This is a genomic window from Kothea flammea (assembly GCF_052161645.1).
GTDB lineage: Bacteria > Planctomycetota > Planctomycetia > Pirellulales > Pirellulaceae > Laterigemmans.
Genome location: NZ_CP197414.1, coordinates 2,847,262 through 2,868,044 on the forward strand (window position 1 = coordinate 2,847,262; position 20,783 = coordinate 2,868,044).

Sequence of the window (20,783 nt, forward strand, 5' to 3'; positions counted from 1 at the left end):
GCTACCACTGGAGCCCGAATAGCCGCTCGACCCCGAGTAGCCTGAATAACCACTTGCTGAATGCGGGCAACAGACCAGCGCATAAATTGGCAACTGATCGAAACCAACATAATGTGTAAGATAACGACCAAGCTGGGGAAAGTCACAGCGCGAGATCGCATAGAGCGGCACGCTACCAGCCAACCCTAGAAAGTGCCCCAGCTGACGTGGTGGCAAGACATCGCCGCGCAGCTCGCCACAAGTCGCCGCATAGACTGGCTGCTGATCCCGCTGCCCCATATGCCGGCCCAAGTATCGCTGCGAACGAAGCGTCATGCGTTAGCGTCCAGCACTTTACAAGGATAGCGGTTGCCCCAGCCGCCACTGCTGACATCATAGCGCTGCACGATCCCTGGATAAAAACCATCCTCGTCCGGCTGGTTGCTGGTGATATAAACCACTTCCTCTTGATTGGAATCATCAAACCGGACCATCGCCCAGCGGAGCGGCAAGCCATTCTGCTCAATCCATAACACACGAAACGGACCATGCGGGACACTGCGGAGATGATTTGAGGTCCCGGTCAGCGGCTCGGCACAATCATAAACCGTCCCCGGCACGGCAACCCGAGCGGCGATCACGCCTGCAACCACGGCCGTACCGATTGCGCCGGCAGCCAAAGGCTCGGTGAGAATCCCCACGGCTCCTCCCGCAAGAGGTAGTCCCGCACTGAAAGTGGCTTGTCGCTGGAACTCGGAGAAATTGTCACCCGGCCCGATGAGCGGCGCAAGCAAGCCGACCACGTCAAACTGATTTCTCGCTTGGCCCGTTTGATTGCGGACTTTGGCAAGCGTCGGTTGTCGCAGTCCATCAGTCACGCCCGACTTGCGATCAAACTTCGATTGCTCATGAGCGCGAGCCGCATCGAGCATCGCGTTCCAGGTGGCGGCGGGCAAGCGAAGTGGCTGGCCGGACGTGACGGGCTGAAATTTATCGGACATGCGGCGGCCTTAGATCCCCAGTCCCAACAAACCCAGGTCGCCGTAGGGATAAACCCGCTCGACGTAAAAAGCCACTGGAATCTTGATCAAGGCATTGGAGTCCACTTCATCCTGAAAGCGGACCCAGAGGTATTCCCATCCTTCTTTGCTGACTAGTAGATTGCCGGGACCAATTGGTTGGTCGATGACGTTCGGAGATGCGGCAAACTTAAAGGTGATCGCCCACTGTTCCTTGCCACGCTTCGAGCCGCTAGCGCCGAGGAACAGCACTTCACCCTTGGCAAAACCCTTATATGCACCGCCGTTAACGCGTCCGGTTAGCTGAAAGATTTGATACTTGAATGCGGGTGTGACAAGCAATCCATCGTAATAACGCGTCTCTGAAAACGTGAAGACGGGAACGGTAACATCGGTCCCTTCCACGCGGTTTTCGCTAACGTTGATCGCCCCTTGATAGTCGGGCGCCGCATAACCAGCTAGCGAGGTTCGCTGCAATGTGGCCAAGCTTGTCGCGATCCGCTGAGAGCCACCCGAGGTGTCAAACTCGTAGTCGGCCGGGTTGCCTTTGAGACCATAACGCACCGTGGCGTTCCAGACTCCGCCGCCAAGCGGCTCGGTCTGAATCGATTCGCGGTCCAGCTCCAGATAGACCTCCGGAGAAGTGCCCACGACAAGGTTCACAACCTCAGTGTCAGACTCGGTTCCACGCACTTGATACAACAGCTCGACCGCCGGATCATCACCAGCGGTTGTCGCGCGAGAGTCGAAGCGTTCGGTGATGACGGGTGTCATGGTGACGGAGTGATACGATGCAAGATGTTAGGAATGAGCGTTGAGTTGCGGTTGCGTTTTGCTTCGCAAGAGTTGTGTTGCTGTTGACTTTCGGCGGAGCGAAAGGTGACTTAGGGCTTTCGACGGAGCGAAAGGCGACTTTAGCTGTATTCAATCCCGTTGTTTTCAACCGCCGTGATCAGCTTCTTGGTATTGGCCGCAGTCGCTTCGGCGGCACGCAAGGCACGATCCGAAAGGCTATCGGCTCCCAGGCCCCGGATTGCGAACGCATTGAACGTGCTCTTGGTTTCCACGGCTTGCTGCTCGGCGGCGACCACTTGGGATGACTGGGCCAGCGCTTGCTGTAGTGCTTTTATGCTTGGCCGATTTGCGGATGAAGAGCCAGCTGAATCGGCATCCGCTGACGAGTCTTTGAGTGCTGCAACGGCTTCTTGCCAATCCTTGCGGGTTGCGGCTAGCTCCGCGGCGGTTTGAGCGAGAGCCAGCTGGCCAGCTCGCTGGCGGGCAGTTTGTTCATCAGCTTGGTTCTGCCCCAAGATGTCGGCTCGACCTTGACGCTGGGCCTCGATCTCGGCGCGCCTTTGCCGTCGCTGTCGCTCACGCTCGCTGATCTGACCGTGCATGTTATCGGTCGTTGCTTGCTGCTGGGCTGCCACATCCTTGTTTATCTGCTTGACTTCGGCTTCGACGTTGATGTCGGAATCGAACAGCGACCTCAGCCGTACCCAGGCCTTCTTAATAAAGCCCACGGTGGCGTGCCAAGTCTTGGTAAGCGAACTGGCGAACAACGACCAGGCATCGGAGAGAAACGCCAGCGTTTCAACCCAAGCCACTTCGATTGCCGCCCAGCCATCGCTGATCACCCCGGCCACGCCAAAGATCATGGCATTGGCCGTATTCATGAAGACTTCTTTGAAGGCTAGCCAATAACCTTCCAGGGCCTGGATGCCGCGTTGCCATTCCAGCTTGAGCGTGAGCCACAGAATCCTGCCAGCCGCCGCCATATCACCAGCCGCCAAAGCACGACCGATCGCGCCAAATGCCTCCGTGGCGGTGGACTTGAGGGCATTGAATTTCTCGCCGAGCCAGCTGAGTGCCTGCCCGCCCACGCCCGAAGTGTGCAGCAAGTAAACACCTAGCGAGACCACCGCGGCGATAGCCAATCCTAAAGGCGAAAGCAGCGTCCCCAGGACGATTCCGATTGCCGAAAAGGTTGCACCGACCAAACTGAGCACCGCCAGGAATCCGCCGATGATCGAGCCTGCCGCACCGAAAGCGACGCCCAAGCCCACCAGCGCCGCCCCCACCGCCAGTACGGTCAGCACGACTTTGGCGATCGACTTGGCGGCCTCATGATGGGTCTCAATCCAGCGAATCACTGCCGAGAGCGTGCCCGAGATCGCCTCGGCCGCTCGCTGTAGCGGCTTTTCGATTGCTTCACCAAACGCGATCGCAACTCCCTCGGCTGCGCTCTTGAGAATCCGAAACGCACCACCGATCCCAGCATCCATCTCCTTGGCCGTGTTGGCCGCGGCGCCGCTGGCGTTGACCAGTTGCTCGTAAAGCTCGCGCGTGTTGGTCACCGATTTGCCGATCGCCGACGCTGAAGTGATTCCCAGCAGGCCAAACACTTCTTGAAAGCGGCGAGCCCGTTCCCCGGTTCCCAAATTCGCCGTTGCCTCGGCAACGTCGCCCAGCACATCGACCAGCGGTCGCACGTTACCAGCCGCATCGAGCGTGGCCACACCGAAAACTTGTTGGAACTTCTTTGCCTGGGCACCACTGCGCGTCAGCAGTCGCCGCAGCGAGGTGCCGGCGTCACTTCCTTGGATGCCCATGTTCCCGAGCGAGCCAAGAATCGCCAGCGTGTCTTCCAGTTGCATGTTGGCATCGGCCGCCACCGGGGCAGCATACTTGAGTGCCTCGCCGAGTGACTCCACGCTATTGAATGATTTATTGGCAGCGGCGGTAAGGCTATCGGCAACCCGGGTGGCATCTTCAGCTTGCAAGCCAAACTGGCGAATGGTTGCCGCCATGATGCCCGAAGCCATCGTCGCTTCGGTCCCGGTCGCGCGGGCCAAGTCCATCACGGCGCCGGTCATCTCGACGATCTGCGACGGATTAAAACCGGTTCGTCCCAGCTCGGTCATGAGATTGGCGACCTGTGTTGCTGAGAAACTGGTTGACGCGCCCAGTTCTTTGGCCCGATCTCGCAAGCGTTCAAAATCGCGGCTGCTAGCCTGCGTTACCGCGCGGACCGAGCGAATGGCGTCATCAAAGTTCGCAAAGACGGCGGCACTGATGGCCATCGGGGTAGCTGCCGTCGTTCCCATGCCAAGTAGCTGGCCGCCGATCAAGCGAGCACTATTGCCGAAATCTTGCAAATGCCGCTGGGCTGATCGGAGACCCTGGCGAAGTTTGCCGTTGCGTGTGGTGAGCTCCACGTAAGCGGCACCAGCTTTGACTGCGGACATATCTTACGCTAAGCCTCCACCATCATCGAGAGCGTGGCCGACTCGGCATCGGGAATCAGCCGGCGAATGGTCACTTGATTGGTACTGGAAACTTGCACGGTGAAGTCATAAACTTGCCCACGGGCGGCGACTAGCTGCGCGATGCCGCTGAAGTTTGTGATCACGGGAGACAACGTGTTGACCATCCACTGGTCGTCCAGCACGGCGTATCCCGCGCTCACGCGATGAGTGATTGCGAGATCAGCCAGTGGCAGGCCGGCTTGATCGACGACTTGCAGCGTGACCGCGCAGCTCCCCGGGGCAACGGTCAGCGCTGGCAACTCCCGCTGTACCGCGATGGCGATTGTTTGGTCGCTAGCTGCAATCGTGATTGGTTGTGGCGCGACCGGTGAAAATCCAAACGGAGGTTCGACGAAAAGTTGATAGTCGCCCGGTCCAGCGTAAAGGATAGCTTCGCCGAATTGATCCGTCGTGCGAGCAACTGCGGAGCCGGCCAGCGAAAGGCGGACGAACCGTACGGGCTGGTTGTCTTGATCGTGCACGGTAAGTGACAACTGAAAACTCGCTTCGCCCGGCAACCCCACGGCCGTGGCAATCCGGTTCACCGCAGCGTCCCCACTGGCAGAGACAAAGTAGTCCCAGACCGCTGCGGCCGATAGGCTTGTATCGCCAGTGCTGGTGACTCGCCCGCTAAGGTCAATCTGCATCTGACTGAAGTTAGCAGGGAGCAAATCGCTGGTGACAAGCCCAGAAAGGTCCGCTTGATAGAGCGCGGCCGCTCCCGCGTGCGCAAGATCGAGGTCGAGTTTTGCGGTGCGAAGTTCGGGCAAGCGATCGGCCAGCGCGGCTGCGGCAGCCAGCTGAGCAGCTTCCTCTGCCGTGAGTCCGCTTCCCGAACTGGGCGCTCCGAAGAAATCGTCAAAGAATACGCTGGCGCTCATTTACCTCAGCACCCGGGTTTCAGTAAAGCTAACCGGGTCTTTCCCGGCACGGGTCAATGTGCGTTCTTCACCACTCTTGATTACATCATCGACCGCCAGCGAGGTGGTTTGGATAAAGTCGCTTAGTGACCCCAGCACGTTGTGGTCATGAGCCAAGACCGTATCGAGCACCGCATCGCGGATCACTGCAGCTGATGGAGGAGTTTGCGTGTTGGCGCCATCGGTTCCGCGCATGTCGCTGTTTGCAGTGGTCGTATCGACGAGCGTCACGCGGGAAATGTGACCAGTCGCGTTAATACCGAGGGCAGCGAAGTTTGACGGCAACGCCGCAAGTAGATCGGCTTCATTCAGAAGGCCAGCTAATTGACTATCAAGATTGCCGGATGCAAGGCCGATCGCTGTGCGCACCTCGCTGGCCGACAGCGGAATGACAGTGTTTGCTCCCTCTGTTCCTCGCATGTCGGTATTCGATGTCGTCGTGTCGACTAGCGTCACGCGGGAGATGTGACCGCTGGCGTTAATACCGAGGGCAGCGAAATTGGTGGGCAAAGCGGCAAGAAGATCAGCCTCGCTAAGCAAAGCACCAAGCTGCGAATCAAGATCAGCCGATGCCAACCCAACCGCAGCCCGCACACCACTGGCCGACAGCGGAACAACCGTATTCGCTCCATCAGTCCCCCGCATGTCACTGTTGGTCGTTGTGGTGTCGACAAGTGTCACACGCGAGATATGACCGCTAGCGTTAATACCGAGGGCGGCGAAGTTGGTGGGCAAAGCGGTAAGTAGATCAGCCTCTGTGAGAAGGCTATTTAACTGAGTGTCGAGATTTGCAGTCGCTAAGCCGATTGCAGCTCGCACACCGGCGGCCGACAGCGGAGATACCGTATTCGCTCCATCCGTCCCACGCATGTCGGCATTGGTCGTGGTCGTATCTACCAGCGTCACGCGTCCAACATGACCGCTCGCACTGATACCGAGCGCCGCAAAGTTAGCCGGTAAAGCCGCTTGCAATTGAGTGTTAGTAACTTTGCTTCCAAGCTGCGAATCAAGATTAGCCGACGCCAGCCCAACCGCAGATCGCACACCGGCGGCCGATAGCGGAGCGACCGTATTCGCTCCATTGGTTCCGCGCATATCGCTGGCGTTGGTCTCTTGCTCTTCAGGCTCAGCCCCTTGTTCGTCAGCGTCCGCTTGTCCGGCAGCCACGCGGGCTTCGGTGTTGTCGTCCGCGCCGAGAGCCACAAACGAGACCTCGCCCAGCGTCGACTTGCGGGCCACGTAAACCGGCCCTTTGAATTCGCGACCGTTGGCCTGGGCAGCCTTGCCTTCGGGAATGAAGACCACTTTGTCGGCGCTAGCTCCCAGTGAAGCTTGCCAGGGGAAGCCGTTTTCGCTCGTGGCGATCACTTCCTGAGCGGTGGCGCCCACACCCGAGATCACCCCGGCAACTTCCAGCGACTGGGGGCTGACCTTGATGTCGCTGGTGTGTCCAACGATACTGCCGCGATCGTGATCCTTGAGGATGGGGCGGCTCTTGCGAGTCACTCGCATGCCGGCCAGATCGACGACGACCGGATAAGGCCAGCCGCCCAGCCGCATTGCACCACCGGTGTAGGCAGTCATTGAGAACTTGCGGAGGGCCGGCTTACCTTCCTCGGGCGACTCGGCAGCTTGCAGCGCGATCGATGTGGAATCATCACACACAATCCGCAAGCTACTGGGAACGGACTGAGCATCGTCTTCAAGCGGATTGGGGGACGTCTTCGGCATTATCTTCTGTAACCTCAGGTTCAGATGGAGAATCAGACTCGGACTCGAGCGATAAGCCCAGTTCACGCATCAGCGTTAGTTCTTTGGCTCGCTGTTTTAACTCCGCCTCCCAATCACGCCCCTGCCTTGCAAATTCGTGGGCCAGAGTAGTCGTATGATTGGCGAGGCGGATTTTTTGGGCATTGGCTTCTTTGGCGGGATCGACATGTTCGTGGCCGTCCCAGAACCATTGATGCTCGAATGTGCTGTCGAGCGTGCGAAGCGAATTGGGCAAGTAGCCCTCGATGAGAATGGCTTCGCGGAACCATGCTTTGAGAATGCGATCGAGCACCACGCGAGCAAGTTGCGTCTGCTCAACGCGGATCGATTTATAATAGGTTTGATGATCGAGCCGACCGCTGGCATAATTATAGCCCGATGAATTCCCTGCGGCCACGTTAAACGGCATATTCAAACAACGCGCGATTTCGTTGAGGATCTCTTTCTTGAACTCGGCGTATGTGGTCGATGGCTGCTCGGCTCGCAGACACTTGCGGCGTTTCCCAGCACTACGCTGAATCGACTAAACTGATTCAATTTCCTATCGCCGACCAAAACCATAACACTTACGAGTGACTCGAAATGCCGGACCCCCTCCAGGAAGACAGAGGACTTCTCAAGCTTCATGGTGCATGCATCGATATGAATGCGATTTGGAGACCAACGCCGTGTCACGACGTCGGTGTCGACGGACAAATTGAGTTCCTGGAGAAGAATGACCGCGTTACGAGCACAGGTAAAATCCTAGCTGTTCAAGTTAAGTCTGGCCCAAGCTACTTCAAGCACGAGAGTGATGCGCACTTCAGTTACTACCCGAGCACCAAGCATCGAAACTATTGGGCATCGTTGAATCTTCCGGTGATTCTTGTTCTCCACAATCCCGATACGGACATCACGCTCTTTACGGCCATCAAGGACCAACTGCGTGATACTGCGATAAAAATACCCAAGCATCAGCAACTAACCGCAGGCTCCAGAGATCAGCTACTTGAAATTGCAGTTCTGATGCATGACCCGCTAGCGGTGCTTCAGTCGCTTTGCTCAACAACAGTACGGGTAAGTGGAGTAACTCTATCTGGCGCCGATTTCCTGCTGGCTTGCTTGCATCCTACTAGCGAATACTTCGAGATTCGGATGGCAAGATTCCACGAGCTTTTCTGCTCAATTAGAGGCTCCCAAGCACTAGGTATTGGACAAGACGAGTACGAATTCATTCACCGCTTTTCGATGCTGTGCCTGAGTTTTGAGATAACATCGAACTTTGCTTTGGACTTCGACCAGCAGTGGTACGAACTCAAGATGGTTCCCGATATCGTTGCCTCATTGACTCCCCTCGGACAACGTGTTTCGGAATGCTTACGAAAGTCACCGGAGCGATATCTTGCCGTCGAGGCGTTCTCGAAAACTGAGGAAAGCCCTCATGCGATGCATGACCGACTTCGCAAGCAGTGCCAGAATGCGAGTGATCGAATAGACGCGAAAGACACGCTTTATGCACCGCCTCTATGAGACGTTATCCAGCCTCCTTGATGACCAACTTTCCGAATCAATCCAGCTCTCTCCGCTCGGCGGACGTGGTAGGCGGCGTGACTGGCGTCTTCGGTGCCGATGTGATTGCAGAAGTCTTTTAGGTGCAGTGGCGTTTTGGATTGCCGGACTAGGTCGGCGATCTCTCGCCAGATCTTTCGTCGGCCGATTTCCTCGTCGGGGATGCGTATGGGTTTCTTGGCGAGCGATGAATGCACGGTTAGTTCGCCAAATAACTCAGGATGCTTGATTCCGCCCGTCGTCGCGTTTCGTGTACCGATGGTTAACGAATCAACCGTTAGCCGGATGGCGTGAGCCAGTTGGACTCGACCGGCTGATTTCAGGTTGGCGAAGTTCTCGCCCATGCGTTCGATCACTTCGATCGCTTCGGGTAGCGGGGCAAGCTCGATCGCTCGGTTCTCGATGCGTGTTAGAAGGGCTGATTCCTCGTCTCGCCATTGCGAGAGTAGTTTCGATATCGCTGAGAAGTTCTCGCGGTCGGCCAGAGCTAGGTTCTCTGTCCCGCGTTCGATCTTTTGTCGCACCGATGCGAGCTTCCGTTCATCGCCCGTCGTCTGCTTTGAACGTTTCGTCTTGGCTCGCCGGATCGCATCCTTGATTTGGTCGGCCGCCTTCGTCTTCAATAGGTGGCTACGCAGCGTTCCAATGACAAACGACTCCAATCGGTCTTGGCGGACGGCAGGGTGTGGGCAATTAGGATCGAAACCAGGCGTCAACGGAGCGTTTCCACATTGGTAGAAGACCTGGGGCGTGGGTCGGCCGCGTTCTTTTCGGTGGACTCCGTGCATACGGTTCCCGCAATGAACGCAGCGAACAAGTCCGCTAAGCATGTACTTACCCACGTCGCCACGTTGGTGGCTTCGCTTCCGCGCCGCTAGCGTGACCTGAACAGCGTCAAAGACGTCCGGCGAGACGATAGCCTCGTGGGCGTCTTCGACGATGATCAAACCCTCTTGGTCGAAGCGGCAGAACTTTGCCTTCGACGTTTTGCCGGCGACAAGCCTTCCCGCGTAAGTCGCGTTGCGAATCATGCCGAGCACGGTGTTGTAGCTGAACCGCTTGTCAGCGATCGTCGTCAGTCCTCGTTCGTTCAAACCGCGACAGACATGGCCCACGGAATGCCCCTGGCGAACCGCCTCGAACATCCAACGTATGCTATCGACAACGGTTGCGTCTTCGGAGGGGACCAACTGCGAGGACCACGTCGGCGGCTTACGAAACCGTTCTTTGAAGCCGATGCGTTTTACTAGCTTGCCCTGGTCGTCGTACATCTCACGATCGTAGCCCCAGAGCGTTCCACCGATACGCTTGCCTTGGCTCGCACGCAATCGCTGCCCGCTAACGACGCGGGTCGCGAGCTTGATAGATTCCTCGCGGGCTCCGTGCTGATCAATGATGGCGGTGATTATTCCGCCAAGGTCATCGAACCGAAGACGCCCGCGTTGGCACGTCACTATATCGACGCCCGCTTCGCGAAGCAGACGCCAATGGAACATGACATCGAAAATGTCTTCGCGCGAGAAACGGCTTTGTTCATGCAACAGGATCGCCTCGAACCGGCCGCGTTCCGCATCCCGTAGCAACGCTTGGAATTCAGGACGGTTGGCGGATTCGGTTCCCGTTACCGCCTGCTTGCCGGCGAGATGTTTGTCGGCCGCAATCTGCTCGGTCAGCTTGTGCTGCTCCACCGAGCCGGCATCGCCGGACGCCTTCGCAGGCCCAGCGGCGTTCTCGCGAATTTGTTCTTCGAGGTTTTCAGACATTTTTGATCTTGTAGTGTTTCCGATGTTTCTCACTACCTCTAGACCTTCCAACTTTTGAGCATAAAAGTCGAAACGAGCATCTGCTTTTTTCGAAAATGTTCTTGCTCTATCGATTGCAATCCCAAGGCTTGGATTCAGTGGGCGCAGCGACGTCCTTTACTCACCGGCTGATGAGTCTTTTGCAAAACCGGATGGCCGATCTGTTCCGGACAATAGTGATGCCTGCATCGAGGCGGCCACAGCACATCCGACGAGACGGTCAACCCAGTGGTTGTCGGGTTGTTCGGGGCGGGATTTCCGTTCGTCGACGGTTCGGCCTCGACGGTCGGTAGGGACGAGGCACTCGGCGGTGACTTGCTCGGAGAACAATCGTTGTTGGTAGGCACGTGTTCCGATGCACGGAGTGTCGAAATTCGTTAGATTGCGAGACCCCGGTGTCGGCCACCGGAGCATCGAAAATCACCTCGGTCGCGGGCACCCAAGTCATGTCTAGGAGTCCGGCAATTCAGCGAAGTTTGTCCAGCCGTCGCAGATTGGGAGTGATTCATTGGCAATGCCTAACGATGTTTTGTACGCCGTTCAGGCGTGCCCGATTCGGCGGCGATCCGCTCGAACGAATGTCTGATTCCAATAAACACCAGTTAGCAATGATGGCTAATCATGGGAAAGATCTTCTGGGGCACCCATTCAAGTGCTAACTTGCTTTTGGCTTGTTCTGCCGGTTATGCATGTGGGATCCGACAGGATGATGGTCATGCCGCGTACAGTGTATAATGGGGAATCCAAATAGTGCAGTTACGCCTCAATTAGCAAATTGAACAAGAGTTGCACACGCCAACCCAATGACAATGCCATCAAGGCCAAACGACGTGAGTAGCCATCCATTAACCCAGTCGTTCGACTTCCAATCGTTTCAAAAGCGATTGAAGGCTGGCGATTCCAACGCCGTCAAAAAGCTGTTTGACGATTACTCTCGCAGACTCGTGCGATTGGCGAGCAACAACATTCATCCGGCGTTGTTGAAGCGTTTCGATGGTGATGATGTCGTCCAGTCAGTGTTTCGCACATTCTTTCGGCGACAGCAAGAAGGCAAGTTCCAAATCGAGCACTCGCAGCAATTATGGCAACTTCTCGTTACGCTGACTTTGTGCAAGACCCGTACTCAAGCTCGGCGGCATACCGCCGAGCGAAGAGATGTTGCTGTCGCCCATGCGATGTCGGATCCGGATCAGATCTTCGACCGGCGGCCATCACACGAAGACGCACTCGCGCTTTGGGAAGAAATTGACCTGGTTTTGGAAGGGCTTCCGAATCGCACAGCTGAGATCATTTCCATGCGTCTGGAGGGCAGAAATCGATCAGAGATCGCCAAGGAGGTTGATCTGTCACGGCAATCGATTCATCGGATCCTGAAGCTGGTGCAAGAGCGTCTAACACGGCGTTTTGTACAGATTTCGTCACTGGATGCACCGATTTCGAAAAAAAATGTCGATTCTGGTTGACACTCTTTTCCACCACTGCGATAGGATCTTTAGACCCAGAAACGCACGTTTGGTATAAAATAACTCCAGTCATGGGAATCCTATGTCATTCGCCGATCCATTGGCCGCCCTTGAGGTCAAAGAACGAAATGAGCTGGAAGCACTGCTGTTGGATTTTGACGGGAGCTGGGCGCCGGAATCGTTTGAGGGGATCGCAGGTCGCGTCGCTTCACACCCCAGTCAGCAATATAGCGACCTAGCCCTTTCTGAGTTGGTGAAAATCGATTTACAGCGATGTTGGTCCGCTGGGGACGGTCGCATGCTGGAAGAGTACTTGCAGCAATGTCCTGCGCTTGGAACCACTGAGACGGTCGACGCAGATCTAGTCGTTGCCGAATTTGAAGCCAGAAGCAACGTGCACGCCGACCTGGTTCTCGCTAGCTACGAGTCCCGTTTTCCCAAGCAGTTTCCACTGGTCCAACAGTTGGTCAGCGAATTAACGGAGTCGAGCGTGAAAGAGTCGTCACCGAATCCAACGGAACCTAATTTGGTGCAAGCCTCGATTGATACCAGCCGGATCGACAGCCCGCGGGACACCAAGGACGGAAAGAAACGCGATACCGCCTTGGAGCTGCCTGTTGAGTTTGGACGCTACCGGATCCTCAAAGAGTTGGGGGCCGGAGCAATGGGCAAGGTCTACTTGGCACACGACAGTCAGCTCGAACGCCAAGTCGCACTCAAAACACCTAACTTTAGTGGCTCAGGCGATGACGACATGGTCACCCGCTTTTACCGCGAAGCTCGCGCAGCGGCAAAGATTCATCATCGAAATATTTGTCCGATCTACGATGTCGGTGAAATAGACGGACGTCACTTCATCACGATGGCGTTCATCAAAGGACGCTGCATGTCGGAATTTATCAAGCCCGACAGATTGCCGCCCCAAAGAACGTCGGCGATTTTGGTGCAGCGATTGGCCGTCGCGCTAGCCGAAGCTCATAAGCACAATGTCATTCATCGCGATTTAAAACCAGCAAACATCATGATCGACCTCAAGAAGGAACCGGTCGTGATGGATTTTGGATTGGCGCGACAAATGGATGTCGAAAGCCGCGTCACCCAAAGCGGCATGGCTGTGGGGACTCCGGCTTATATGTCTCCAGAACAAATCCGTGGCGAGTTGCACGAAGTCGGGACTGCGGCCGACATCTACGCGCTGGGAGTGATCTTGTACGAATTGCTCACCGGGCAACTACCATTTCTTGGACCGATTGCCAAAGTGGTCTATGGGATCGTTAACGAGACACCTGCGCCGCCGTCGCAGCTTCGTGAAGACATCGACCGTGAATTGGAGTCGATCTGTGCCAAGATGATGGCGAAAAACCGCCTAGATCGTTATTCATCGATGGGCGAAGTGGCGGCCGAACTGAAGGCCTATCTCAAGGGGCGACGCAAAACCGCACAAGCCAATTCAGCCACACCCGGCAAACCAGCGGCGAGCGTCAGTTCCGGTGAACACCAATTGACTGAAACCGATGCACTCAATGCGTTTTTCGCAGCACAGACAGACTCAAATTCGCGTGGCACGATGGTCGAGCCCGCTGCCCGATCGACGTCCGCTGCCATCACGGCGCCAAAGATGAGGACGAGTCAGTTGAACCGAAACAATGGCGGGCGCAAACCGCTGATTGCATCAGGCTTTGCCGGCGGCGCAGCTGTTTTGTTGGGTGTGGTCATCTACTTCAACGGTGGAAAGGTTGTACTTGATTCCGATTCGAACGCGGTTGTGAAGGTCGACGACGACGGCAGTGTTGCCATCCGCACCGGTCCGGAATTGAAACCCAGCGACAAAAATTCTACGACGTCCGCAGCAAAAGCATCTATTCCAAGCAAAGCTTCGATCCAGGCATTTAATTCGTCGTTCGATCCGAAAGTCGAACTCGTGAATGAGTGGGACCATGGCGCACCGAACGCCTCGAACTGGCATTTGGCAACCCTTTCGCCCGACGGAAAACAGGTTGCGTTTCGATTGCGCGAAGGTCCGCTCATCATCTCCGATTGCGAATCAAAGCAATCATTGGATATCCCCATTGAAATGGAAAACGCAATCTCGCTTGCGTTCTCTTCCGACGGGCGGCTAATCGTTACGGGGCACGAAGACAAAACAATTCGACTTTGGAATGCAGAAACGTTCGAGCAAAAAGGTGAGCCGTTTGAATCGCCAATCGAGCCGAGTGTGCCATGGGTACACCTTTCGGCCGACGGTACAAAGCTGATTGCATTGGCCAATGACCATGCCAAACTCAAGGGAGAGTCAACGTTTCTAACCTGGGAGATTTCAACTCGGAAGCTGATTAGCCGATTCCAAGCCGGAGTGGATGATCAGCGACTTGCCGACAGCATCGATGCATCAGCGGATGGGCGTCTGGTCGCGGTCATCAGCCTCCGCAGCGGCCCAACCCTCTGGGATACTATGACTGGAAAACAGGTCCCGGTTGAATTCGAGTACGACGAACAAATCGCGGGAATGAAACGTATCGCTGGCATGGATCTCTCGGCAGATGGCTCTCGTTTGGCTTACGGAACCGTCTGGGGAGCCGCTTCCTTTGCCGCGATCTTAGACACGTCGACGGGAAAAGAGCTTTGGAATAGCGGGCCACAAAAGGGGCGAGTGCATTGTGTGCAATTTACCAACGACGGCCAATGGTTCGCCAGCACCGCGGGACGTGACGGCGGCCATCAATTGAGTTTGTGGGATGTCCAATCTGGGAGCGAGATTGAGCGTTGGACTTATCAGCACCGTTCGGAAAGCGAGAATGCAGATCGAGTCAAGTTTCTATCTTTCTCCGATAACGGGACACGGTTGTTACTCACCGGAGGATACATGCCGGTCGTTGTATGGAATCTTTTCGAGAAAGCCGCCATCGATTTGAAATCTGAGGCGGAAGCCGCAGCAACGCGGGTGAAAGCGACTCGAATGGCAGAGACTTCGCCCGACGATCGTGAAATCGCCGAGCAGTTCGTGGATTTTGGTGGCGGCGTGCAGTTGGCCGGCAGTGGCAAGTGGATTTGGACGCTGCCCGATGGTGAAATTCGAGTCGAAGGGGTTTCTTTTTTCCGGAAGCAGAAGGAGTTCGACGACGGGCACATCGCACTGCTCGAGCAGCTGCCTGATTTGCAGACGGTCGTCTTTTACCCAAACCAGATGACCAACGAGGGCATCGCCACACTGGCCGAGATGCCAAACGTCGTTGAGAACGTAAAGCATCTGGTATTTAACCGGATTGGGTTGGGCCCCAAGGGACTTGCCGCATTGGCGAAGTTAAAGCGACTTGAGACCCTCACGCTCCATCAGACTGATCTGATCAACGACGATCTGAAGCTGCTTGCAAACTTTCAAGCCCTCAGGGAACTTACGTTGGAGCAAGAAAGCAAGAAGAAGTTCGGCCCCGCGTTCCTGACGGACGACTGCTTGAAGCATTTAATGGCAGCAAGTAGCCTGCGAAAATTGACTCTTAATGGCGAGACGTTCACCGACGAATGCCTTATAATCGTAGCAGATTTGACGATCGAGGAATTGTGGCTGGGGACGCCCAACGTCACGGATCAAGCGGTTGCAAAGTTGAGGGAACAACGCCCCCGCTTGGGCATCACGCGGTTCAAACAGTCCATTACCGAATTGTAAACGATCGACCAGAATTCGATCGACAACAATTGGCGATACCTCATTCGGACAAGAACGCGTTATCGACCCCGTAGCATCTACATCAGCGAAACTTCCTCACTGAGTGACTCAACGAAAACGTTTTGCCAACGTTTAAAGACGAACAAAAAATGAATCAACGTTCCACTCGCGATACCGAAGAAGAACCTGTCATCCAGACAGTTGCGGAGCCGCTGCAGCAATACCTGCAGAAGCAAGCGGCGCATCCGTCAGCGCCGGCGAACAAAGAGACTACTGCGCAATCACCGCAGGTCAGAGTCTTTCGACCGATCCATCGTCAGCCCCTTGCCATGCTGACCATCCTTGACGACGGCAGTCGGGAGGAAGGCGAAGCGATTCGGATTCGCGATTCCAGATTCACCATCGGCCGTGAGAAAGGTGAATTGACCGTCCCGTTTGACAGCGACATTTCCAGCAGCCACGCCGAGCTTCGTTGCCAAAAGCAGAAAGGGCGATATCGCTGGTATTTGATCGATCGCAAAAGTACGAATGGAACGTTTGTTCGCGCCTTCCGTGCCTCCCTCTCCCGCGAAAGTGAGTTAATCCTTGGCGGGCGTCGTTACCTTTTTCAACTTCCAGAACCCGGAAACGAAGCGGTTGAGACCGAAGCTTTGCAAACGCAGGCTTATCGAGCGCCGAGTCGAACGATGCTGGAGCAATTTGTCCCCCGTCTTACAGAGACAGGAGTTCCGGAAGAGAACGCACAAACATTTTCCATCGGCGGTGAAACGTTCCTGGGAGCAGACCAACGCTGTCAGATTACGATTGATAGCGATCCTTTCATTGGCCCCCGACATGCTCGCTTCTATCAAAATGAAACCGAGCGTTGGATGATCGAGGACCAAAAGTCTGTCAATGGTGTCTGGATTCGAGTCAAGAGATTTGCGATGGACAAACAAACCGAATTCCAATTAGGGCAACAGCGATTTCGGTTTCAGCCCGAAGTCGTCAGAACAAACTGAATCAACGCTCGTGGACAATCATGACTCAACATTCGTGGACCATCGGATCCGATTCGTCGTGTGACCTCGTTGTCAAGAACAACACGGTTTCGGGTCAGCACTGTCGCCTGTCGAGCAATGGAAGCTCACTGTCTTTGACGGATCTAGATTCCACGAACGGAACCTATATCAATGGACGACTTTTGCAGGGGACACAAAACATATCAAGGTCGGACAAAATCACTCTGGGGCAAACGCAACTAATGCCCTGGCCAGAGAGTATTAAACCGACGAGTTCTGCAAGCTCAGAGCAGGCCGCGACCGTCGAAGCCGAAATAACGAAAACGGTCATCACCCTTGGGCGTGGCTTGGATAACACTTTGGTGCTCAGTGGCTCGAACGTGTCGACACATCACGCCAGGCTAATTATCGCATCAGGAGAAATCGTTCTCGAAGACTTAGGGTCCACCAACGGTACATCAGTAGGCAAAGTGGAAAACAAAGTCAGTTGCGCCACGGTTCAAAACAGCGATACCATATTTCTTGGGTCAACGGGATATCAAGTCGCCGATTTGATAAAGCGATCCCAACCAACTTCCATTAATTCAGAAATTCGTACAGTAAATCGCAAAGCAAATCGTCCAGCGAACAACAGCATGCTCGCGGTGGCAGCAGTTGGGGCAATTGGAATACTGTTTGCCGTGATTGGCTGGATCGTGACGCGTGATCTGGGCACAGCCGATAAACAGCAATCCAGCCCATCAAGTCCTGTGCCCACGACTCAGCAAACCGCGGTTGCCAAGGATCCAATGGGAGATATGACCTCGGGCAAAGGAACGAATGAACCAACGGCTGATGCGAAACAAACCGTCACGTTGCCGCAAGAAAGACTTTCAAAATCCTTATTCTTGATCGTTTGTACCGATGCCGAACGAGAAACCCCGTTTCGTATCGGTACTGGCTTTGCGATTGATTCACAGCACATCGCGACCACCGCCTCAGTTGTCCATGCCATGCGGAATCTGCAACAGAACGGCTTTTCAGAAGCCTTTTTATTTTCACCTTCGACCGAGAGTGAACTGAACATCACCTCGACTATTATCCATCCACAGTTTGAACTTGCCAACATAGTAGCTCGCGAAGCACAACAAGAGCATGACTCCATTTTTGATCAGCTGGAATCTCAGCCACCGACACCGGAGGCGTTCGAGCAGGTCAAGGATCAATTGATCGTGGCACGCGTCAAGGCATTTGAGGCGATTGATCAAAAAACGACCTACGATGTCGCCATCATCGAAACTACTCAGGCGCTGTCGCATTGGTTACCCGGCGTAGCGGACGAGATTAAATTGCGACCGAACCAAAAACTGCATGTCACAGGGTATGCGTTTGACGTGGAAGATCCCTACTTAGATCGCAATGTTCCGATTGATTTGTCGACGATTTCCAGTCGTTTCGGCCAGCTAGCGAAAGCGACCGAAGGCTCGCAGGATCGCATGGTAGCGAAGGGAACTCTCCAGCAGCACGAGTTTGCTTATCTTGGTAGTCCGGTAATGAATGCCCAGGGCCAAGTCGTGGGCATCTATTCGCGACCAACACCGCCGAATACTGAAACTGATCCAGAAAAAGAACTTACGTTCGATGCCGCACTTTTTCAGCGCGTGCGGGAATGCCGATAACAGTTGAGTCTCTTCGAAACCTATTCGAGCATCCAAATGGCTAAGACCACAATTGCAGTATGCCTTCTCTGTTACTTAACGGCAGAAAATGGCTTGGCACAGAACGTTGTTATTGATCCTGTTTATGTGTATCCCACTCGTCTTCGGTGGGCCGTTTATGACCCTTACTATGCGGTAACCTCGCGGATCTACGCCCAAGCCGATCTGATTCGCGCCCAGGGCGACGCGGCTGTAGACTTTGCGTATGCGCGCAATCTTCATGCGGACGCATATAGCAAGGAACTCGACAATTGGAAGAAGGAATTGCGGATCTACTGGGAGCGTAAAACACTCGCCGAGCAAAAAAAGCTAGAGTTAAATCACGTTCGCCAAATCGCTCGGATGAAATACCTGAATGATCAAAAGTGGCAAAATAGCCGTCTGTGGGATCGCCTTAAGAACCACCCCGAACTGAGCGGCCCAAACATCCGCAACGGCAGCGCGTTGAACTTTGTGTTGGCTCGACTTTCAGCATCATCTCTGCCCTATCAGTTTGATCCCGATAAAAGCCGTTATGGTCTGGAAGCACTCCAGCAGCTTGAATTGAACAAGGACTTGCTAGGACACATCACTTTGAAACAGGGGCCGTTTAAATTTACCGCAAGTCAGACAGTCGATGGTACCATCAGCCTGTGGCCGTATATCCTACGCTGGGATGATTTTAAAGCTTCTCGTACAGCGTTTGAAAACGCACGGGCGGCCGTTGCGAAGGAATCAGAGACTGCGGGACAAGCGTCGGTCGATACCATCGGTCGGATGGAAGGGGCGCTCATGGAATTGACAAAGGAGTTCCACAGTTCGGCCAAAGTGCAGCAATGGGTCAAGCAACACAATCGCTTCACTCATTTCTATGCAGGTGATCGCTTTTTGCAAGAATTAGATCGCGAGATTGTTCAGGTAGAAAAAACCGGAGACATTCGCCCGTTAGGAGGAGGCGGATATGACCCAGAGAATGAAGGCGAGCATGTCGTTAGTCTCCTATGCTTCATGAATCGCAACGGCGTTGAGTTCGCTCCGGCAAGGCCGGGAAGCGAGTTCGCGTATCACAACTTATTCGTTCTGATGCGAGGCTTTTATTTGACCGTCGCGGAAGAAGATGAATCATTGAAACCTGAGGATCTTGGCGAACTTGCCAAGTAGAAACCCGACAGCTTCTCGCCCTACGGGCATTCGATAATCGCCAATGGTTCGCAATCTGCCCTTGCAAGATGCATTGATCAGCTTGCTATATGCGAGCGGTTGCATCGACCGAGTCGTCGAAGCGTCTAGCGAAAATCTCGTCGGTATCATCAGGGAATTCAAACAGACGCCCGACAAGGATGCAACCGAAGACGCTCCGGTTTCATCGACCGGTAGATCATCCGCCCGCGAACGTCCGCCGGCAGCAAGGGCATTCACCCTCGATTCCACGTGGTAGTGCCATGAAAGCTGACGGCTGGGGGATTGTCGTGATTGCTCTGAATGCCAAAGGATCTCGATGAGCGTAATGACGGTAGGTGACTCCGCTCACCGAATGACCGAGAATTTCGATTGATGACTCAGGCATGTGCTCGTCGTAATAGGTCGCGCAAGTCTTGCGAAGATCCTTCAGCAACCAGTCTTTGGCAACGCCGGTTTCAACATCGACCTTGGCTCGAATCCCAGCGATCGTGATCAGCCGTTTGAAGATCGAATTAGGCCTCGCTGAACCACCTACGAAGATCGGCTCATCTGGTACGGGCGTCGGTGGCTGAAGCCGACGTAAGTGTGCGTGTACCGCTCGATTCATCGGCCGATAGAACGATTTGTTCGTCTTAACTCGTCGATAGAACAGCCATCCATAACGAGAGCGAAGTTTTGACTGCCGGTCTGGCGATTCATGGTTCCAGAAAACGTGTCTCCACAACAATGGTTGGTGAGTTGTCTTGGTCTTCCAGATCGTGCCGGTGTCCAGACCATAGTTGAAGAACAGAACAATCGCTGATCGCCAATACTGCCCAACACTGTGCGGCTGCGTCCAAGCACGTGGTCGACGCATCTGATATGTGGCAAAATAGAGTGCATTCAGTTCGGCCTTGCTCAGATACTGACGGCCCGCCACATCTCGTTGCGGACGCGGCTTGGGGAATCGCGGAAGAGATTGAATGATGTCGTTTTCCCATGCCCATGCGGCGACAGCACGAACGTGGTCACGAGCCTTGTTCGAAGTCCGTTCCGGATTCTCTCCTCCATTCTCAACTGCATGGTCGTAAACCCAATCTAGGAAATCACGGATCGTTGATCGAGACAAATGCTCGAGACGAATATCTTTGCCCCAGCTGATCCACTTTTTCACGGTGGCTTGATACTCGTCGCTTGTGCCCTTTGAGTGCTTCTTGGCTTTGCAATATCGTCTGACGGCGGGTGGAAACTTGGTCGACATCGGGAGAATCTCCGTCGTTGCGGTCGACTACTTCCGGTAGGCTCCACTCGACGCGCAGCGGTGCTGAATGCTCCCTGCTCGACTTCCGAATCTTGGGCAAGAAATGAGACTCTCCACAATAGTTCGAATCGTCGCTCGCCGTCCCGGTCGATGAAACCGGAGCACTTTCGGTGAAGGCCATTTCAACGCGTCGGTGCCCGGATTCTGAAGA

The 20,783-nt window shown here is 54.9% G+C and carries 14 protein-coding genes and 1 pseudogene; 7 read left to right on the top strand and 8 right to left on the bottom strand.

Annotated features, from left to right (window positions below):
- Positions 1 to 311: 311 nt before the first annotated feature.
- From SH139x_RS10835 to SH139x_RS10860, 6 genes are all read right to left on the bottom strand, one after another.
- The gene (locus tag SH139x_RS10835; RefSeq protein ID WP_488355242.1) at positions 312 to 980 is read right to left on the bottom strand and encodes a hypothetical protein; all 669 of its coding nucleotides are present in this window, start codon (positions 978 to 980) and stop codon (positions 312 to 314) included.
- A gap of 9 nt (positions 981 to 989) precedes the next feature.
- A complete protein-coding gene (locus SH139x_RS10840) occupies positions 990 to 1,772 on the bottom strand; it encodes a hypothetical protein (protein WP_488355243.1) in 783 nt (260 codons plus the stop codon).
- A 140-nt stretch (positions 1,773 to 1,912) separates the two neighbouring features.
- The gene (locus SH139x_RS10845; RefSeq protein ID WP_488355244.1) at positions 1,913 to 4,246 is read right to left on the bottom strand and encodes a phage tail tape measure protein; all 2,334 of its coding nucleotides are present in this window, start codon (positions 4,244 to 4,246) and stop codon (positions 1,913 to 1,915) included.
- 8 nt (positions 4,247 to 4,254) lie between these two features.
- Entirely contained in the window at positions 4,255 to 5,187 is a 933-nt protein-coding gene (locus SH139x_RS10850) for a hypothetical protein (RefSeq protein ID WP_488355245.1), read from the bottom strand.
- Entirely contained in the window at positions 5,188 to 6,957 is a 1,770-nt protein-coding gene (locus SH139x_RS10855) for a hypothetical protein (RefSeq protein WP_488355246.1), read from the bottom strand.
- Positions 6,929 to 7,516, bottom strand: coding sequence for a phage portal protein (locus tag SH139x_RS10860; protein ID WP_488355998.1), 588 nt, complete (start codon positions 7,514 to 7,516; stop codon positions 6,929 to 6,931). Before SH139x_RS10860 ends, SH139x_RS10855 begins: the two co-directional genes overlap by 29 nt.
- A 62-nt stretch (positions 7,517 to 7,578) precedes the next feature.
- On the opposite strand from SH139x_RS10860, the gene SH139x_RS10865 reads away from it, so the two are divergent.
- Positions 7,579 to 8,505, top strand: coding sequence for a DUF4365 domain-containing protein (locus SH139x_RS10865; protein WP_488355247.1), 927 nt, complete (start codon positions 7,579 to 7,581; stop codon positions 8,503 to 8,505).
- On the opposite strand, the gene SH139x_RS10870 is transcribed toward SH139x_RS10865, so the two are convergent.
- Positions 8,487 to 10,307: a recombinase family protein gene (locus SH139x_RS10870; RefSeq protein WP_488355248.1), complete on the bottom strand. Its 1,821-nt coding sequence runs from the start codon at positions 10,305 to 10,307 to the stop codon at positions 8,487 to 8,489. The genes SH139x_RS10865 and SH139x_RS10870 overlap by 19 nt on opposite strands.
- An 869-nt stretch (positions 10,308 to 11,176) precedes the next feature.
- On the opposite strand from SH139x_RS10870, the gene SH139x_RS10875 reads away from it, so the two are divergent.
- The 6 genes and pseudogenes from SH139x_RS10875 to SH139x_RS10900 all read left to right on the top strand — a co-directional run bounded on the left by SH139x_RS10875 (position 11,177) and on the right by SH139x_RS10900 (position 19,311).
- Positions 11,177 to 11,809 (top strand): RNA polymerase sigma factor, encoded by a 633-nt coding sequence (locus SH139x_RS10875; protein ID WP_488355249.1) that lies wholly within the window; start codon positions 11,177 to 11,179, stop codon positions 11,807 to 11,809.
- 82 nt (positions 11,810 to 11,891) lie between these two features.
- The gene (locus tag SH139x_RS10880; RefSeq protein WP_488355250.1) at positions 11,892 to 15,473 is read left to right on the top strand and encodes a protein kinase domain-containing protein; all 3,582 of its coding nucleotides are present in this window, start codon (positions 11,892 to 11,894) and stop codon (positions 15,471 to 15,473) included.
- A gap of 149 nt (positions 15,474 to 15,622) precedes the next feature.
- On the top strand, positions 15,623 to 16,474 hold the full coding sequence (locus tag SH139x_RS10885; RefSeq protein WP_488355251.1) for an FHA domain-containing protein: 852 nt from the start codon (positions 15,623 to 15,625) through the stop codon (positions 16,472 to 16,474).
- A 20-nt stretch (positions 16,475 to 16,494) separates the two neighbouring features.
- Positions 16,495 to 16,989, top strand: a pseudogene (locus tag SH139x_RS10890) (FHA domain-containing protein); the annotation flags it as partial.
- A 339-nt stretch (positions 16,990 to 17,328) separates the two neighbouring features.
- Entirely contained in the window at positions 17,329 to 18,132 is an 804-nt protein-coding gene (locus tag SH139x_RS10895; RefSeq protein WP_488355999.1) for a trypsin-like peptidase domain-containing protein, read from the top strand.
- Positions 18,133 to 18,168: 36 nt separating this feature from the next.
- The gene (locus SH139x_RS10900; RefSeq protein ID WP_488355252.1) at positions 18,169 to 19,311 is read left to right on the top strand and encodes a hypothetical protein; all 1,143 of its coding nucleotides are present in this window, start codon (positions 18,169 to 18,171) and stop codon (positions 19,309 to 19,311) included.
- 217 nt (positions 19,312 to 19,528) lie between these two features.
- Here the strand turns inward: SH139x_RS10900 and SH139x_RS10905 are convergent, their stop codons facing one another.
- The gene (locus SH139x_RS10905; RefSeq protein WP_488355253.1) at positions 19,529 to 20,572 is read right to left on the bottom strand and encodes a tyrosine-type recombinase/integrase; all 1,044 of its coding nucleotides are present in this window, start codon (positions 20,570 to 20,572) and stop codon (positions 19,529 to 19,531) included.
- Between the last annotated feature and the right edge of the window lie 211 nt (positions 20,573 to 20,783).

Bases quoted from the DNA above. Each gene is read 5' to 3' on its own strand.
- SH139x_RS10850 (WP_488355245.1), bottom strand. From the start codon at position 5,187: ATGAGCGCCAGCGTATTCTTTGACGATTTCTTCGGAGCGCCCAGTTCG.
- SH139x_RS10835 (WP_488355242.1), bottom strand. From the start codon at position 980: ATGTCCGATAAATTTCAGCCCGTCACGTCCGGCCAGCCACTTCGCTTG.
- SH139x_RS10900 (WP_488355252.1), top strand. From the start codon at position 18,169: ATGGCTAAGACCACAATTGCAGTATGCCTTCTCTGTTACTTAACGGCA.
- SH139x_RS10885 (WP_488355251.1), top strand. From the start codon at position 15,623: ATGAATCAACGTTCCACTCGCGATACCGAAGAAGAACCTGTCATCCAG.
- SH139x_RS10840 (WP_488355243.1), bottom strand. From the start codon at position 1,772: ATGACACCCGTCATCACCGAACGCTTCGACTCTCGCGCGACAACCGCT.
- SH139x_RS10905 (WP_488355253.1), bottom strand. From the start codon at position 20,572: ATGTCGACCAAGTTTCCACCCGCCGTCAGACGATATTGCAAAGCCAAG.
- SH139x_RS10865 (WP_488355247.1), top strand. From the start codon at position 7,579: ATGCCGGACCCCCTCCAGGAAGACAGAGGACTTCTCAAGCTTCATGGT.
- SH139x_RS10870 (WP_488355248.1), bottom strand. From the start codon at position 10,307: ATGTCTGAAAACCTCGAAGAACAAATTCGCGAGAACGCCGCTGGGCCT.
- SH139x_RS10880 (WP_488355250.1), top strand. From the start codon at position 11,892: ATGTCATTCGCCGATCCATTGGCCGCCCTTGAGGTCAAAGAACGAAAT.
- SH139x_RS10845 (WP_488355244.1), bottom strand. From the start codon at position 4,246: ATGTCCGCAGTCAAAGCTGGTGCCGCTTACGTGGAGCTCACCACACGC.
- SH139x_RS10855 (WP_488355246.1), bottom strand. From the start codon at position 6,957: ATGCCGAAGACGTCCCCCAATCCGCTTGAAGACGATGCTCAGTCCGTT.